13 protein-coding genes and 2 tRNA genes are annotated in these 14,623 nt (G+C 68.4%); 12 read left to right on the top strand and 3 right to left on the bottom strand.

Features of this window, described 5'->3' with window-relative positions; translation table 11 throughout:
- Positions 1-9: 9 nt before the first annotated feature.
- From ABZ845_RS20535 to ABZ845_RS20560, 6 genes are all read left to right on the top strand, one after another.
- Positions 10-387 (top strand): DUF6507 family protein, encoded by a 378-nt coding sequence (locus tag ABZ845_RS20535; RefSeq protein WP_360981619.1) that lies wholly within the window; start codon positions 10-12, stop codon positions 385-387.
- Complete coding sequence (locus ABZ845_RS20540) at positions 384-2,510, top strand: ADP-ribosyltransferase (RefSeq protein WP_360981621.1); 2,127 nt, start codon at positions 384-386, stop codon at positions 2,508-2,510. Before ABZ845_RS20535 ends, ABZ845_RS20540 begins: the two co-directional genes overlap by 4 nt.
- 41 nt (positions 2,511-2,551) lie before the next feature.
- Positions 2,552-2,956, top strand: coding sequence for a hypothetical protein (locus ABZ845_RS20545; protein WP_360981624.1), 405 nt, complete (start codon positions 2,552-2,554; stop codon positions 2,954-2,956).
- 165 nt (positions 2,957-3,121) lie between these two features.
- Complete coding sequence (locus tag ABZ845_RS20550) at positions 3,122-3,529, top strand: hypothetical protein (protein ID WP_360981627.1); 408 nt, start codon at positions 3,122-3,124, stop codon at positions 3,527-3,529.
- A gap of 14 nt (positions 3,530-3,543) precedes the next feature.
- Complete coding sequence (locus tag ABZ845_RS20555) at positions 3,544-3,996, top strand: HD domain-containing protein (RefSeq protein ID WP_360981630.1); 453 nt, start codon at positions 3,544-3,546, stop codon at positions 3,994-3,996.
- A gap of 129 nt (positions 3,997-4,125) precedes the next feature.
- Positions 4,126-5,559 (top strand): DUF6177 family protein, encoded by a 1,434-nt coding sequence (locus ABZ845_RS20560; RefSeq protein ID WP_360981633.1) that lies wholly within the window; start codon positions 4,126-4,128, stop codon positions 5,557-5,559.
- Positions 5,560-5,625: 66 nt separating this feature from the next.
- On the opposite strand, the gene ABZ845_RS20565 is transcribed toward ABZ845_RS20560, so the two are convergent.
- Positions 5,626-6,738 (bottom strand): acyltransferase family protein, encoded by a 1,113-nt coding sequence (locus ABZ845_RS20565; protein ID WP_360981635.1) that lies wholly within the window; start codon positions 6,736-6,738, stop codon positions 5,626-5,628.
- Positions 6,739-7,253: 515 nt separating this feature from the next.
- Here ABZ845_RS20565 and ABZ845_RS20570 point away from each other — a divergent pair.
- Positions 7,254-7,448 carry a hypothetical protein gene (locus ABZ845_RS20570; protein WP_360981638.1) on the top strand — a complete coding sequence of 65 codons (195 nt, stop codon included), beginning with the start codon at positions 7,254-7,256 and terminating at the stop codon, positions 7,446-7,448.
- A 478-nt stretch (positions 7,449-7,926) separates the two neighbouring features.
- On the opposite strand, the gene ABZ845_RS20575 is transcribed toward ABZ845_RS20570, so the two are convergent.
- Positions 7,927-7,997 (bottom strand) — tRNA-Gly (locus tag ABZ845_RS20575).
- A gap of 210 nt (positions 7,998-8,207) precedes the next feature.
- Between ABZ845_RS20575 and ABZ845_RS20580 the strand changes: the two genes are divergently transcribed.
- From ABZ845_RS20580 to clpX, 5 genes are all read left to right on the top strand, one after another.
- Positions 8,208-8,284 (top strand) — tRNA-Pro (locus tag ABZ845_RS20580).
- Between the two features lie 202 nt (positions 8,285-8,486).
- The gene (gene tig / locus ABZ845_RS20585) at positions 8,487-9,857 is read left to right on the top strand and encodes a trigger factor (protein ID WP_360981641.1); all 1,371 of its coding nucleotides are present in this window, start codon (positions 8,487-8,489) and stop codon (positions 9,855-9,857) included.
- A gap of 586 nt (positions 9,858-10,443) precedes the next feature.
- On the top strand, positions 10,444-11,055 hold the full coding sequence (locus ABZ845_RS20590; RefSeq protein ID WP_360981709.1) for an ATP-dependent Clp protease proteolytic subunit: 612 nt from the start codon (positions 10,444-10,446) through the stop codon (positions 11,053-11,055).
- Between the two features lie 116 nt (positions 11,056-11,171).
- Positions 11,172-11,852 carry an ATP-dependent Clp protease proteolytic subunit gene (locus ABZ845_RS20595; RefSeq protein WP_311696969.1) on the top strand — a complete coding sequence of 227 codons (681 nt, stop codon included), beginning with the start codon at positions 11,172-11,174 and terminating at the stop codon, positions 11,850-11,852.
- Positions 11,853-12,076: 224 nt separating this feature from the next.
- Positions 12,077-13,363 carry an ATP-dependent Clp protease ATP-binding subunit ClpX gene (gene clpX / locus ABZ845_RS20600; RefSeq protein WP_150478206.1) on the top strand — a complete coding sequence of 429 codons (1,287 nt, stop codon included), beginning with the start codon at positions 12,077-12,079 and terminating at the stop codon, positions 13,361-13,363.
- A gap of 131 nt (positions 13,364-13,494) precedes the next feature.
- On the opposite strand, the gene ABZ845_RS20605 is transcribed toward clpX, so the two are convergent.
- Positions 13,495-14,502: a hypothetical protein gene (locus ABZ845_RS20605; protein WP_360981646.1), complete on the bottom strand. Its 1,008-nt coding sequence runs from the start codon at positions 14,500-14,502 to the stop codon at positions 13,495-13,497.
- Positions 14,503-14,623: the final 121 nt, after the last annotated feature.

Consider the following 14,623-nt stretch of genomic DNA (forward strand, 5'->3'; position numbering starts at 1 on the left):
ACAACGGGGATGACCGGCTGGGATCTGACGCCGCAGGGCATCGCGTTTGTGCTGAGGGCGACGGGTGATACGGCGTCGCAACTCGAGGGGCACGCGAAGGCGTACGGGGAGCATCTGACGTCGGCGGCGTCGAGCGCGGGCACCATTTCCGCGGACGAGGCGCCGGGCGGGGGCGGCCTGGTGGCTCTTGCCCTGTCGCAGTACGCGGAGCACGCGACGAGGGATCTGACGTACCTGGCGGCGCGGGCGGGCAGGTCGTTGCGGGGTGCGGAGGACGCGACGACGGCGTATCTGAGCGGGGACGAGGCGATGGCCGCACAGGCGCAGCGCGGGGCGCTCGCGCTCGGGGAGCCGAGGGTGGATCTGCCGGAGGTGGGGAAGAGGTGATCGATCCGGAGCGGGTCCCGCAGTTCACAGGCGATCTGGCGCAGTTGGAGGAGGACTGCGGCGGCCTGAGGACGGTGGCGTCGGATGTCCGCTCCACGGGCCAGGAGGTGGACAGAAAGTTCCAGGGCCTTGCGGCGTACTACCGGGCGCCGGAGGCGGAGCGGCTGTTCGCGACGACCAAGCCGGTGGCGGACCGCGCGGACGGTTTCGCCACCGGTCTGGAGACCGTGTCGGGTGCCCTGTCGGCGTACGCGACGGAGGTCCGGCCACTGGTCGCGAAGCTGGAGCAGCTGAAGGTCGACGCGGCGGACTTCGCTGAGTCGGTGAAGGGGGATGACGACTGGGAGTACGACGGGGACAAGGTCGACAAGTGCAACCGGATCCGGGACGACGTCACGGCGACGGTGGCGGCGTTCTGGGCGGCGGAGCGGGAGTGCCACAACAGGATCACCGCGCTGTGGGGCGGGACGCAGATGGTGGCGGAGGATGGTTCTGACCGCGAGGACCAGTACGGGTACAACGCCGCCGACATGAAGAACGCCGAACTCCCCTGGGGCGACCCGGTGGAGGAGAAGCACCACTGGTACGAGATCGGCCACTGGGTGAAGTCGTTCGTGTGGGACGGCATCGTCGTGGACGGCGTATGGGGGACGATCAAGGGCCTGGGCACGCTGGCGGGCATCGGTGGCTGGGATGCGATGGGCCAGGCGTGGAAGGGCCTGGCGCGGCTGGCCACGGGGCTGGCGGTCTCCTCGGTTCCGGGGGCGGCGGCTGTCTTCTGGGCGTCGCCGGACGCCGAACTCCCCTCCTGGCTGCGTGACTCGCGGACGGCGATGAAGCGGACGGGCAAGGCGCTGGTGGCGTGGAACGAGTGGGGCAGGAACCCGGCTCGTGCCGCGGGCGCGGTGACGTTCAACGCGGTGACGACGGTGCTGACGGGTGGGGAGGGCGCGGCGGCGGGGGCGGGCGTGGTCGCGAAGGCGGTGTCGGTGGCGGGCAGGGCCGGCAGGGCCATCGATCCGATGACGTACGTCGGCAAGGCCGCGGGCGCGGGCCTGTCGAAGATCGGCGATGCCGCGAAGGCGTTGAAGGGCGTGGGCAACGTCGAGATCCCCAAGCTCCCGGACGGTTCGGTGCACCTGCCGGACGGCCGCCTGCTGGACGCGGACGGCAACCTCATGCGGCACGACGGCACCCTGGACACGACGCCGGTCCCCCGGGAAGCGACGCCCCAACTCCCGGCCCACGCCGGGGTGCACACAACGGACCACGTCCCCGGCGCCCACACCCCGCACACCGGGCACGACGCACCGACCGGGCACGCCCACCCGACAGAAACCACACCACACGGCACGGGCCATGACGCCGGGCCCCTGGGCGACGGCGGGGGCGTGCCGCACGGCACGGGGGACATCGCCGCACATGACGGCAACGGCGCGGCTAATCCTGGGCACGGGGGTGGGGAGCCGTTTGAGTACAAGCCGTCCATGCCGGACAGACAATTCTCTGCACTGGCAACCGATGCCGAGAAGCACGCGGTGGCCAGAGCTGAACTCGTGCACGGCACGAATCCCGCGCCTAGTCTGAGTGATAGGGCCGGGTTCGATTACGGCAAAGCGTACTGGAATGAGTTCCTAGACAACCTCGAACCGGCGTCGAAGAAATCGCTGGCTACCTACACAAGTAACGCCTTCGACGACATCAACGGTCACCTCCGCCTCGGCGCTGAGGCGTCTGCGGACACGTTGCACACGATTAACGAGATGGACAAGGTAATGGGTGCCCGACCTGTGCCTGAAGACATCATGGTGGTCCGTGGTACTGGAGTCGAGCACCTCCACTTGGATACGCCGCTGGACATGCGCGGAGGCGTCTACGATGACAAGGCATACACCTCCACGGCGCTTGGCAAGACGCCGCCACCACCGTTCGACGGGAAACCGGTGTGGATGCACCTTCGGGTGCCGAAGGGAACGCCCGCCCTCTGGTTGGACCACATCTCGGAGTTCCCCGGCGAACGGGAACTGCTCCTCGCTCGCGGTACCCAGTACAGGGTAACGCGAGTTTTCATGGATCACGCGGGCAAGTGGCACGTCTATGGGGAGGTTCTGCCGAGGCCGTAACCTAATCGTTGATCAGGCAGAGGTAAAGGAACGTGGACTTCATGAGTAGTGAGCGACCGATCAACCCACGCTTCGATGACGATATGTGGTTCAACCAGGTGTCGCCGGGGCCGCCACGCTACCGGAGCCGGACCGAAAAGCCGGTGCGTTATTTCACGGTCATTGACAAGCAAGACGGTGTGGTTCTCGGGTACGTGTGGGCCGCTAACGAGGACGATGCCGCTGCGTGGGAGCCTCGGCAGGCGGCCGGGCCCCGAGCACACATCGAGGGTGGCGTCTGGCACGCCATCTTGGAGGAGGCAAAAGGGCGAGGCATCCTGCCTTCCGAGGCCCTCACTGAGCTGTACAGCGACCCGGAGGTGGGGGTCAACGGTCGAGCCCTGCCAGGCTCCCTCGCCGATGCTCCGAATGCCGGTGCGGTCAAGGCTCTGGCCCAGGGTGACTGACCAGCCACGGAGGAGCCGGGCAGTTCAGTGCAAGGTGCGGCGTCCGGGCGGTAGTTGCAGCTCCGTTGCCAGAACCGAGTTGGAGTCGGCCCTCCTTACGCGATACAGATGAGCCTCGCCCCCCCCAACCAACCAGTAACACCACCGTCCCAGGAGTCCCCTCCCATGAGCATTCCGCAGGGCAACCCCTACGCCCAGCAGCCGCAGCCCAACCCCTACGCGCAGCAGGGTGGTTACCCGCAGACGAATGGGTACGCGGTGCCCGGGGCGGCGTACCCCGGTGGAGGGTATGCCGCACAGATGTCCTGCCGGTTCTGCGGTACCGCCCCCGCCGTCGACGTCACCTTCCGGGCCCATCGCGCGATGATCTTCCTCATGACGTTCCGCAAGCTGGAGGGGCCCATGTGCCACTCCTGTGGGATGCAGGTCTACAAGAAGCTCACCACCGAGACGCTGTGGCAGGGCTGGTGGAGCCCCGCCTCCCTCGTCATATTCACCCCGTTCACCCTCATCTGGAACGTGATAGCCAGTGGCAAGGTGAAGAAGCTTCAGGCGGCCGTCCCGGCCCGGTAGCGAGAGGAGCCCGTATGCCGCTCATGACAACGGCGGAGGTCGAGACCGTCGCGTGCGCCGCGCATGCCGCGCAGCAGGACAAGGCCGGGCGGCCTTACACGGAGCATCTGCGCGCTGTCGCCGAGGGTGTACGGGCCCGTGGCGGCGGTGACGAACTCGTCGCCGCCGCCTGGCTGCACGACGCGGTGGAGGACGGCGTCCTCAGCGAACAGTGGCTGGAGGCGGCCGAGCTGGCGCAGGTCACCAAGGATGTCGTACGGGCCGTGACGAAACGCGAAGGCGAGCCGCCGCAGGAGTACGCGCGGCGCATACTCGCCACCCCGGGCGCCCGGCTCGTCAAGGCGGCCGACCTCGCGCACAACGCCGACCCGCGGCGGCTGGCCGCCCTCGACGCCCCCACCGCCGAGCGGCTCGCCCGCAAGTACGCCGCCATGCGGGAGTACCTCGGCCTCACCACCGAGGACTGAAGGCAGGTTCCCGTAAGTGGTGAGCACAACGGCCCGGCTCAGCCGGGTCACCCTGGTGGTCACGCTGTCCTCGGCGGAGGTCGCCGACGGCGCCGTACCGAGGCTCATCGGGAAGGATCGCCCGACCCCATGACCAAGGACGTCATCGCCCTCGTGAAGAAGATGCCGGACCCGCTGAGCGTGATCGCGGGACTGCTCTGCGGTGGCCCCGACAAGCTGGTGGGCACCGAGGGCGACGGCTCGGTCGTGCAGTTGTGCGACGAACGAGGGCGCCCGCTGGTCTCCGTCGAGGCGCCGCTGCTCATCCAGGTCAGGGGCGAGGCCCAGCGGCTGCTCGGCACGAGTGAGCCCGAGGTGCCGTACTGGTGGACGGAGGCACGCGCGACCACGGGTGTACGGGAGGCCGAGCAGCTCGCCGGGACCTTCGCCGCGCGTCTGGCCGCGCTGGTCGGCGGCACCGTCTGGCCGCAGGAGGCCGAGGCATCCCTGGCGGTGGTGCCGGCCGAGGGCGTGAGCGCGTTACCGGCGCCCGCCGCCGCGCAGCCCGCCGTGGACGTGCTCACCGACAAGGTGGCCGTTGTGATCCAGGACCGCCCGGTCGTCGCGATGACGGCCTGGCTCGCGGACGCCCTGCGCGCGGCGGCGAACGCGGAGCTGGGTCTGCAGATCGTCACGCCCGCGGGAACGCGTCTGTCTCACGCCGTCCGCGACAGCCTCCCGGGCTGGCCCTCGCGGTGGGTCGTGCGGGACGAGAAGGACGGCTACTACGACGGACTGTCCGGAGCCGTACTGGAGTGGAGGAACGGCCTCTTCGCGACGGTCGAGTCACCGGACGCCAACGCGCAGGACCCGCGCACGCCGGTGGCCGCCTCCTTCCACGAGGACATCGAGGACCTGGGCGAACGGCAGCTCGCGATCTCCTTCCGGGCGATTCACCCGGCCGAGGAGCGCCTGGTGCTCGGCGGCGCGCTGGAGTCCGTATGGAGAGGGATCACCGGCGGCCCACCGAGCGGCTGGGGCACCGAGGAGCCCGCCAACCTGCCGTGGTCACCACGTCAGTTGACCGACCTGGCGTACGAGCGAGCTCCCGAGCCGACCTGGTCGGTGGTGGTCGGTGCCCCGGAGCGCCCCGGGGTGGCGACGGTCCGCGTCAGCCGTACGAAGGCGGGGGTCGAGGAGGACGTCAGGCTGGCGTTCGGCTACGGGCCCGGTGAGGAGGTGCCCACGGACGCGGTGCGCGGGGCGGCGGAGGCGCTCGCCACCAGGCACGGCCTCCAGTCGATGCTCGTCCAGATCCGCAGGGCCCGCCGGGACCTGTCGGTACCGCCGCGCTTCGAGGGCCCCGGCGTCCCGTTCGCCTTCGTGCTCGGCGCCGAGGAGGTCCGCTCGCTGCCGGCAGGCCGAACCCGGCACACCCCCCTGACCGAGCCCCCGATCCCGCTCGGCCCGAAAACCCGCCCGGCCCTGTACTACCCACTGCCGGGAGACCCGACGGACCTGTCCGCCTGGCACCACTTCGAGCACCTGATGCGCCACCTGAAGGGCCTCAGGGGCGCCCCGTAGGACACCCCTGGTAGCGGCGCGGGGAACTGCGATCGACCGCAGCAACTCGCCCACCCACTGCCTGTGCTACACCTGCACCCGCGCCGCGTCGCCCCTGAACGCCCACGCCATCTCCGGCTCCACCACGAACCGAAGTGCCCGCCGAACCGGAGCCGTACACAGGGCGGTCACCAACGCCCCCGCCAGCAGCGTCACCAGCACCACGCCCAGCCGGTTGTGCAGCCACCCCGCGTCGTACCAGCCCTCGTAGTTCGCGGTCTTGATGAAGAAGGCGTGCAGCAGGTACGCGTAGATGGTGCCGGCGCCCAGCGACGTGAACCACATCCTCCGGCCCGGCACCCAGGAGAAGAAGCAAGCCGTGAGCAGAAGCGAGCAGCCGAGCATCGCAATTGTCATGAGCGGACCGCACCACCACGGCGCCCCCAGTTCCTGTGCGCTGTCACGGTGGTAGAACCAGGCCCCGTTCATCCGCGGCTCGGACCACCACGCCACGGCTATCGCGCAGGCGAGCACCGGTACCGACAGGATCCGTACCGCGCGGCGCCGCACCAGCCGGAAGTGCTCCGGCCTCATCGACAGGCCGAGGACGAAGTACGGCAGGAACTGCAGCACCCGCTGGAGGTCGAGATCGTCGCCGATGTCGGGCGAAACGGTGGCCAGCATGGCGATCACGATCGCCAACGGCACCGGGTAGCGGACCAGTTTCCAGATGGGGGCCGTGAGCCGCCAGATGAACAGCGCGATCAGGAACCACGTCAGATACCAGGGGTCGAGGAGGCTGATCGGCATGTCCGGGTCGTCGCCGAGGGCGCGCTCGAAGAGGACGAACGCCGTCTCGAACACGACGTAGGGCACGGCGACGCCCGTCACCAGCCGCTTCAGCCGGTCCGGGCGCATGTCGAAACTGCGAGAGAAGTAGCCGGAGATGAGGATGAACGCCGGCATGTGGAAGGCGTAGACGAAGTTGTACGCCCCTTGCAGGGTCCGGCCCGGGTGCAAGGGCTCCCAGGAATGCCCCAGGGCCACCAGCACGATCGCCAGGTACTTGGCGTTGTCGAAGAAGGCGTCACGCTGCTGCACGGAAGGCTGCCGGTCGGCCTCGGGGGCGCGCGGACTCGGGACGGCCTGCGCCGTGGACGGGCCTGTTGCTCTTGCGGAGGACGAGTCGGCGTCGAACATCCGGGGAACCCTAGCGTCGTCGGTGGGATTTCGTAAAACCCTTGATGTGAATGCGGCTTTGGCCTGCACTTACCCCGGATCCGCGAAAGTCGGCATTGCCGGAACGTGTTTTGCCGCACACCCGTCTTCGCGCCGATCGGCCCATGCAGCAAGGCTGTTGTGTCCGTATTCATCCCGACTAAAACGGGCATAACGTTCGAGGGCGTCTCTGGCGGAATGTCCGACCTCAAAGAGATCGTCGGGACGTCTCGAATTACCTGCGAACGTGATGTGTGGATATGGAAATGATCACTGGCCGATTTCCGGCGGAGCGGGGTGCGAAATACCGTATGAGGGCCATGGTCCGCCGTCGGGGCGGCGTGCGGCCGGCGTGGTCCGGGCGACGGGGGTCATCGATGATGCCTCATGAGCCGCATAGGGCGGGCCTGTTGGTGGCACGATGGTTCCAGCGGGGGGCGCGCAAGGGGATGCGCCCCCGGGCCGGGAGAGCGGACCGACCTAGGGTGTGATCAGTTGTGGCCATTTCACTGTCCGTGGTGCTGCTGTTGGCGATCATCCTGGTGGTCATGATCAGAGGGGGGTCGATCAAGGCGGGCCCGGCGATCGTGGCGATCCTCTTCGGCTTCTTCCTCGCCTCGACCACCATGGCCCCGTCCATCAGCCGGTTCCTCAACTCGATAGCGGAGACCGTCAACTCGATCCACTTCTGAAGGCCGCGCGCCGGCGTGCCAGGGCGGCCGACTCTCCTGCCGTGCCCAGCTACGACCCTGACAAAGAATGCGCCAAGATCCTTCTGTCTCGGGTCGGCCGTGTCTTCGCCGAACGGCAGGAGAGCATCGGCTGCCGGAGGCGGCGGGCCGTGCGTACCGTGATCGAGGTCCGTGAGCTCCTCGCCGAGCGCCGCGAGGAGCCGCCGGGGCCCGGCGCGAGACGGCTCGCCTGCGCCGGGAGGCTCCGGAACGCGGCACGCGGCCGATCGCCGAGATCCGTGCCGAGGGCCTGCGGGAACGAGACGCGATGATCGCTCAAGCCCAGGCACGGCGCGCGGCCGGCCGCGTGATCGCGAAGACGTCCGAAGCGGTCGTGACTCGAGGCGCGTGCGGGGTCAGGGCGGGCTGATCCGCGGCCCCGGCAATGATCAAGGCCAGGCAGAGGACTGATCCTCCGGCCTGGCCTTGAGTCGTACAGAGCGGGCGACGGGAATCGAACCCGCGTAGCTAGTTTGGAAGACTAGGGCTCTACCATTGAGCTACGCCCGCAACAGGTCGCGCCGTAGGTCTCCGACCGCGGCACAGGAGGCATCGTAGCGGGTCGCCCGCCCTGGAGGCCAACGCGTTGATCCGCGTGTACGGCCTGCAGGACCAAGATCGCGGCCGGGATCGCGATCAAGACGACGATCAAGGTCGCGGCCAAGAACAAAAGAGACCGACGCACGCTGTCTGGGCATGTACCCTACGTGTCGCACCAGACGGGGTGTGGCGCAGCTTGGTAGCGCGTCCGCTTTGGGAGCGGAAGGCCGTGGGTTCAAATCCCGCCACCCCGACCACTGTCCGGCGCCGCTCGGGCGCCGACTTGCTTGATCGCCTTTTGGGGCGCCGACCGGCTGCGGTTACTATGCAAGCTGCGCGCCCGTGTGTCTGCACTGTCTCGTCTCTCAGGCAGGGGCCGCTCATCAGTCGAACGCCTTCCCGTCCCGGGAGGTGCAGCTCGACAGAACCCCAAGAAGTCAGCCACAAGGAGACCGAACCGTGAAGAGCGCCGTGGAGACCCTGAACCCGACCCGGGTTCGGCTCACTGTTGAGGTGCCCTTCGAGGAGCTCAAGGACAGCCTCGACGCGGCGTACAAGAAGATCAACCAGCAGGTCACGGTGAAGGGCTTCCGCAAGGGCAAGATCCCGGCCCGGGTCATCGACCAGCGGTTCGGCCGTGGCGCCGTGCTGGAGGAGGCCGTCAACGACGCGCTTCCGAAGTTCTACACCGAAGCGGTCAACGAGGCCGAGCTGAACCCTCTGGGCCAGCCCGAGGTCGACATCAAGGAGCTGAAGGACAACGAGGTGCTGTCCTTCACCGCCGAGGTCGACGTCCGCCCGACCATCGAGATCCCGGACTACTCCGGCATCGAGGTCGAGGTCGACGCCATCGAGGTGACGGACGAGGACATCGAGAAGTCGGTCGAGCAGCTGCGTGACCGCTTCGCCTCGACGACCCCGGTCGAGCGTGCCGCCGAGGACGGCGACGTCGTGACGATCGACCTGGAGGCCAAGGTCGACGGCGAGGTCCTGGAGGACGGCGTCGCGAGCGGCGTCTCCTACACGATCGGCTCCGGCGAGCTGCTCGACGGCATCGACGACGCCGTCAAGGGCCTCGCGGCCGACCAGGAGGCCACCTTCACCTCCGAGCTCAAGGGCGGCTCGGCGGCGGGCAAGGAGGCCGAGGTGACGGTCAAGGTCACCCAGGTCGCCGCCCGCGAACTGCCGGAGCTGGACGACGAGTTCGCGCAGCTCGCCTCCGAGTTCGACACGCTGGAGGAGCTGAAGGCGGACAGCCGTAAGCGTCTGGCGAACATGAAGGAGTACGACCAGGCCACGCAGGCCCAGGAGCGCGTCCTGGACAAGCTGCTCGAGCTGGTCGAGGTCCCGGTCCCCGAGAAGCTCCTCGAGGACGAGATCAACACCCGTAAGCACAACCTCGAGCACCACCAGCTCGGCCAGATGGGTCTGACCCTCGACAAGTACCTGGAGATCCAGGGCAAGACCGCCGAGGAGTTCGACACCGAGACGCGCGAGGCCGCGATCAAGGGCATCAAGACCCAGTTCGTGCTGGACGAGCTGGTCAACAAGGAGAAGCTGAACGTCAACCAGGAGGAGCTCACCGAGCACCTCATGCGGCGCGCGGCCTCCTCCGGCATGTCCCCCGACCAGTTCGCGCAGGCGGTCGTCGAGGGTGGCCAGGTCCCGATGCTGGTCGGCGAGGTCGCCCGCGGCAAGGCCCTCGCGGTCGTGGTCGAGGCCGCCACGGTCAAGGACACCAACGGCGAGATCGTCAACCTCGAGGACGAGGACGAGGACGAGTCGGAGGCCGCCGAGGCCGAGTCCACCGAGGAGACCCCGGAGGCCTGACCTACCGGCGGCACCTCGGCCGTACGGACACCACGTACGCAGCCGTACCAGGACGGGCCCCAGGAGAGCGCACACAGCGCCCTCCTGGGGCCCGTCGCCCTGTGTGCCCGCACGCTCACCGCGCCCGTACGCCTACGGGCGCGGGCGCGGGCACGAGGGCGATCACGGTCCGGCACCCCCCCCGGCACCCGCACCGGCCCCTGTCCCGCTCCGCCAGGAGCCCCGCACACTGCTCCGTCAGGAGTACGGGACGCACGGGAACCAGGCCCCCGCCCCTCTGACAGCCCGCTCCGGCGCGACCCCGGCGGCCCCCGCGGCGACAATGGAGCCGGGGCCCGGGCCCAAGCCCCGCCGGGGCTGTTCCGGACACCGGGTTCCGCGTGACGGGCCGCCATGCGCTGACAGCGAACACCCGCAGAAGCGGGATTGCACCCGACTGCCTGCGCGTTAGGGTCCATGAATACGAGGGCAGGGGAGTCCCCGAAGCCGCCCCGGCAGGGGGCGCAAGGGGTCCCACGCCCCAGCAGAACACGTGAGACGGCTCCGCGCCGTCGTAAGACGAGCAGGTGGATACGTGACGAATCTGATGCCCTCCGCCGCCGGCGAGCCTTCCATCGGTGGCGGCCTCGGCGACCAGGTCTACAGCCGGCTGCTCAACGAGCGGATCATCTTCCTCGGCCAGCCGGTCGACGACGACATCGCCAACCGGATCACCGCACAGCTGCTGCTCCTTGCCGCCGACCCGGACAAGGACATTTACCTGTACATCAACAGCCCCGGCGGTTCCATCACGGCGGGCATGGCGATCTACGACACCATGCAGTACATCAAGAACGACGTGGTGACCATCGCCATGGGCATGGCGGCGTCGATGGGGCAGTTCCTGCTCAGCGCCGGCACCCCGGGCAAGCGCTTCGCCCTGCCCAACGCCGAGATCCTGATCCACCAGCCCTCGGCCGGCCTCGCCGGCTCCGCGTCCGACATCAAGATCCACGCCGAGCGGCTGCTGCACACCAAGAAGCGCATGGCCGAGCTGACCTCGTTCCACACCGGCCAGTCGGTCGAGCAGATCACCCGTGACTCGGACCGCGACCGCTGGTTCGACGCCGACGAGGCCAAGGTGTACGGCCTGATCGACGAGGTCATCACCACCGCTGTCGGTATGCCGGGCGGCGGAGGCACCGGGGCGGGCTCGTAAGGACTCACCGGGCCCCCGTCGCCCGGCAGGCCCTCCGAGGCCTCTCACCGGCGCCGCGGGGCCCCAGTGCCCCTCAAGCCCCCCAGCCACCGCCCCAGCTCTTTCCAGGAGACACCGTGAACGACTTCCCCGGCAGCGGCCTCTACGACCGTGTGCGCGCCGAGTACACCGCCCCCGTGGCCGAATCCCGCTACGTCATCCCGCGCTTCGTGGAGCGCACCTCGCAGGGCATCCGCGAGTACGACCCGTACGCGAAGCTCTTCGAGGAGCGCGTGATCTTCCTGGGCGTCCAGATCGACGACGCCTCGGCGAATGACGTCATGGCGCAGCTGCTGTGCCTGGAGTCGATGGACCCCGACCGTGACATCTCGGTCTACATCAACAGCCCCGGCGGCTCCTTCACCGCGCTCACGGCCATCTACGACACGATGCAGTTCGTGAAGCCGGACATCCAGACGGTCTGCATGGGCCAGGCCGCCTCCGCCGCCGCGGTCCTGCTGGCCGCGGGCACCCCGGGCAAGCGCATGGCGCTCCCGAACGCCCGTGTGCTGATCCACCAGCCGTACAGCGAGACCGGCCGCGGTCAGGTCTCCGACCTGGAGATCGCCGCCAACGAAATCCTCCGGATGCGCTCGCAGCTGGAGGAGATGCTGGCCAAGCACTCGAACACGCCGATCGAGAAGATCCGCGAGGACATCGAGCGCGACAAGATCCTCACGGCCGAGGACGCCCTGTCGTACGGCCTGATCGACCAGATCATCTCGACCCGGAAGATGAACAACACCTCGGTCCGCTGACGCGAATCCATCCGATTCCACCCGATTCACCAACGGACCTGTATCGTCTCCCGCTCCTTGGCACGGTTCGACATCGTTCGACATGTCGCACCTCACGCCGCACGTCGAAGTGAACCGTGCCAAGGGGGGCCCGAACGAGGGGCCCGGCAAGGTACCGTCGGACATAAGGCAGCACCAGGAGCCGCTGGATCCAAGGCGTCTCCCAGGCGAAGGGGAAGCACACCGTGGCACGCATCGGTGACGGCGGCGATCTGCTCAAGTGCTCGTTCTGCGGCAAGAGCCAGAAGCAGGTCAAGAAGCTCATCGCAGGCCCCGGTGTGTACATCTGCGACGAGTGCATCGATCTCTGCAACGAGATCATCGAGGAAGAACTCGCGGAGACCAGCGAGGTGCGCTGGGAGGAACTCCCCAAGCCCCGCGAGATCTACGAGTTCCTCGAGGGGTACGTGGTCGGCCAGGAAGCGGCCAAGAAGGCGCTCTCCGTCGCGGTGTACAACCACTACAAGCGCGTCCAGGCCGGTGAGAACGGCGGCGCCCAAGGCCGTGACGACGCCATCGAGTTGGCGAAGTCGAACATCCTGCTGCTGGGCCCGACGGGCTCCGGCAAGACACTCCTCGCCCAGACCCTGGCCCGCATGCTGAACGTGCCGTTCGCCATCGCGGACGCAACGGCGCTGACGGAGGCGGGATATGTCGGCGAGGACGTCGAGAACATCCTCCTGAAGCTCATCCAGGCGGCCGACTACGACGTCAAGAAGGCCGAGACGGGCATCATCTACATCGACGAGATCGACAAGGTGGCCCGCAAGAGCGAGAACCCTTCGATCACGCGCGATGTCTCCGGCGAGGGCGTACAGCAGGCACTGCTGAAGATCCTGGAAGGCACGACCGCCTCGGTCCCGCCGCAGGGCGGGCGCAAGCACCCGCACCAGGAGTTCATCCAGATCGACACGACGAACGTGCTGTTCATCGTGGGCGGTGCCTTCGCCGGCCTGGAGAAGATCATCGAGTCGCGCGCGGGCGCGAAGGGCATCGGCTTCGGCGCGACGATCCGCTCCAAGCGTGAGCTGGAGTCCAAGGACCAGTTCGAGGACGTCATGCCCGAGGACCTGGTGAAGTTCGGGATGATCCCGGAGTTCATCGGCCGCCTCCCGGTGATCACCTCGGTCCACAACCTCGACCGCAAGGCCCTGCTGCAGATCCTCGTCGAGCCGCGCAACGCCCTGGTGAAGCAGTACCAACGCCTCTTCGAACTCGACGGCGTGGAGCTGGACTTCGAGCGCGAGGCGCTGGAGGCCATCGCGGACCAGGCGATCCTGCGCCAGACAGGCGCCCGCGGTCTGCGCGCCATCATGGAGGAGGTCCTCCAGGCGGTGATGTACGAGGTCCCGTCCCGCAAGGACGTTGCCCGCGTCGTCATCACGGCGGACGTGGTCCTGTCGAACGTGAATCCGACCCTGATCCCGAGGGACGCGCGCGGGCGCGGTCCCGGTGAGCAGAAGACGGCGTAAGCAGTCCCATTGGACGCTCAAGGGGACGCCCGGTGAGTCGGGCGTCCCCTTCAGCTGTCGCTTGCCTGTGCAGCACCGGAGCCCCGGTCGTCGAAGCGATCGACCGAGGCTCTGTCCGAGTGCGGGAGGCGCTACGCCTTGACGCGCGCCGCGGAGCGCAGCTTGGTGGCGAAAGCGGCGACGTCGTCCTGGGAGAAGCCGCCGCCGGTCTTCGCGGCGGCCAGGTCCAGCCCGTTGACCACGCCGTAGGTGCTGTGGTCGGCCCAGATGCAGACGGGCGTGTCGAGGTTGTCCGCACCCTCGGAGACATGGGCGACCTGACACTTCATGAGGGCGCCGTCAAGACCGCTCGGCTTGACGCTCTCCGGGCTGCCTTTCCAGGTGACCGTACCCTTGCTGCCCGAGTTCTGCGAGTTCCTGTGGGAGTTGTCGAATCCCCGGTCGATCGCGGCTTCCGGGTCGGCGATCTTTCCGTAAGCGCCGTTGAGGGCCATCGCCTTGCCCAGGTCCACGCCGCCGGTGCTGTACGAGGCGCGCACTATCTGGCCGTCCTCGATGCCCATGGCCTTCAGCTTGGCCGCACTGCTGGTGCCCGCCGGGCCGCCGTCGTCCGAGTTGAAGGAGCTGTCTGCCTTCTTGTACTCACCGACCGCGGCCGGAGGTACCAGCTTGTGCGGGCCGTCGTCCGCCACCGAGTCGGAGGAGCCGCCCAGCGCGAGGTAAGCGCCCACCGCGATCGCCGCCACGACCGCCACCGCGCCGGTGATGATCAGGGCCGTCTTCTTCTTGCCGCCGCCCGGCGCCGGCGGCTGCGGGACGCCGTAGGGCTGCTGGCCGTAAGGCTGCTGACCATAGGGCTGCTGGCCGTACGGGCCCGGCTGACCCGGCTGTCCGTACGGGTTCTGCTGCTGCGGAACGCCCTGAGGTGCCTGCGGGGGGTAGGCGTAGCCGGGGCCGCCCTGCGGGGTCTGCGGAGGGTAGCCGTAACCGGGCTGGGGAGCCTGCGGCTGCTGCTGGCCGTACGGGCCCGGCTGCGCAGGCTGACCCGGCTGACCGTACGGACCCGGCTGCCCCGGCTGGCCGTACGGACCAGGCTGCTGAGGCTGCCCGCCGTACGGGCCCGGCTGGTTGTAGCTCATTTCTGGGTTCCCCTCCAGATGCTTATACGTTCCTCACATCCTTGCGTAGGTACAGGAGGCCCAAGGCGCCGGGGGCCGCACCGTTACAGAACAAATGCGGTTCGGTACTGGGTCGTGACCC

This window comes from Streptomyces sp. NPDC047022, from assembly GCF_040644155.1.
In the GTDB taxonomy this organism is placed as follows: Bacteria; Actinomycetota; Actinomycetes; order Streptomycetales; family Streptomycetaceae; genus Streptomyces.

Coding starts and splice junctions, on each gene's coding strand:
- ABZ845_RS20590 (WP_360981709.1), top strand. CDS start 10,444: ATGCCCTCCGCCGCCGGCGAGCCTTCCATCGGTGGCGGCCTCGGCGAC.
- ABZ845_RS20560 (WP_360981633.1), top strand. CDS start 4,126: ATGACCAAGGACGTCATCGCCCTCGTGAAGAAGATGCCGGACCCGCTG.
- ABZ845_RS20555 (WP_360981630.1), top strand. CDS start 3,544: ATGCCGCTCATGACAACGGCGGAGGTCGAGACCGTCGCGTGCGCCGCG.
- ABZ845_RS20565 (WP_360981635.1), bottom strand. CDS start 6,738: ATGTTCGACGCCGACTCGTCCTCCGCAAGAGCAACAGGCCCGTCCACG.
- ABZ845_RS20550 (WP_360981627.1), top strand. CDS start 3,122: ATGAGCATTCCGCAGGGCAACCCCTACGCCCAGCAGCCGCAGCCCAAC.
- ABZ845_RS20535 (WP_360981619.1), top strand. CDS start 10: ATGACCGGCTGGGATCTGACGCCGCAGGGCATCGCGTTTGTGCTGAGG.
- ABZ845_RS20545 (WP_360981624.1), top strand. CDS start 2,552: ATGAGTAGTGAGCGACCGATCAACCCACGCTTCGATGACGATATGTGG.
- ABZ845_RS20605 (WP_360981646.1), bottom strand. CDS start 14,502: ATGAGCTACAACCAGCCGGGCCCGTACGGCGGGCAGCCTCAGCAGCCT.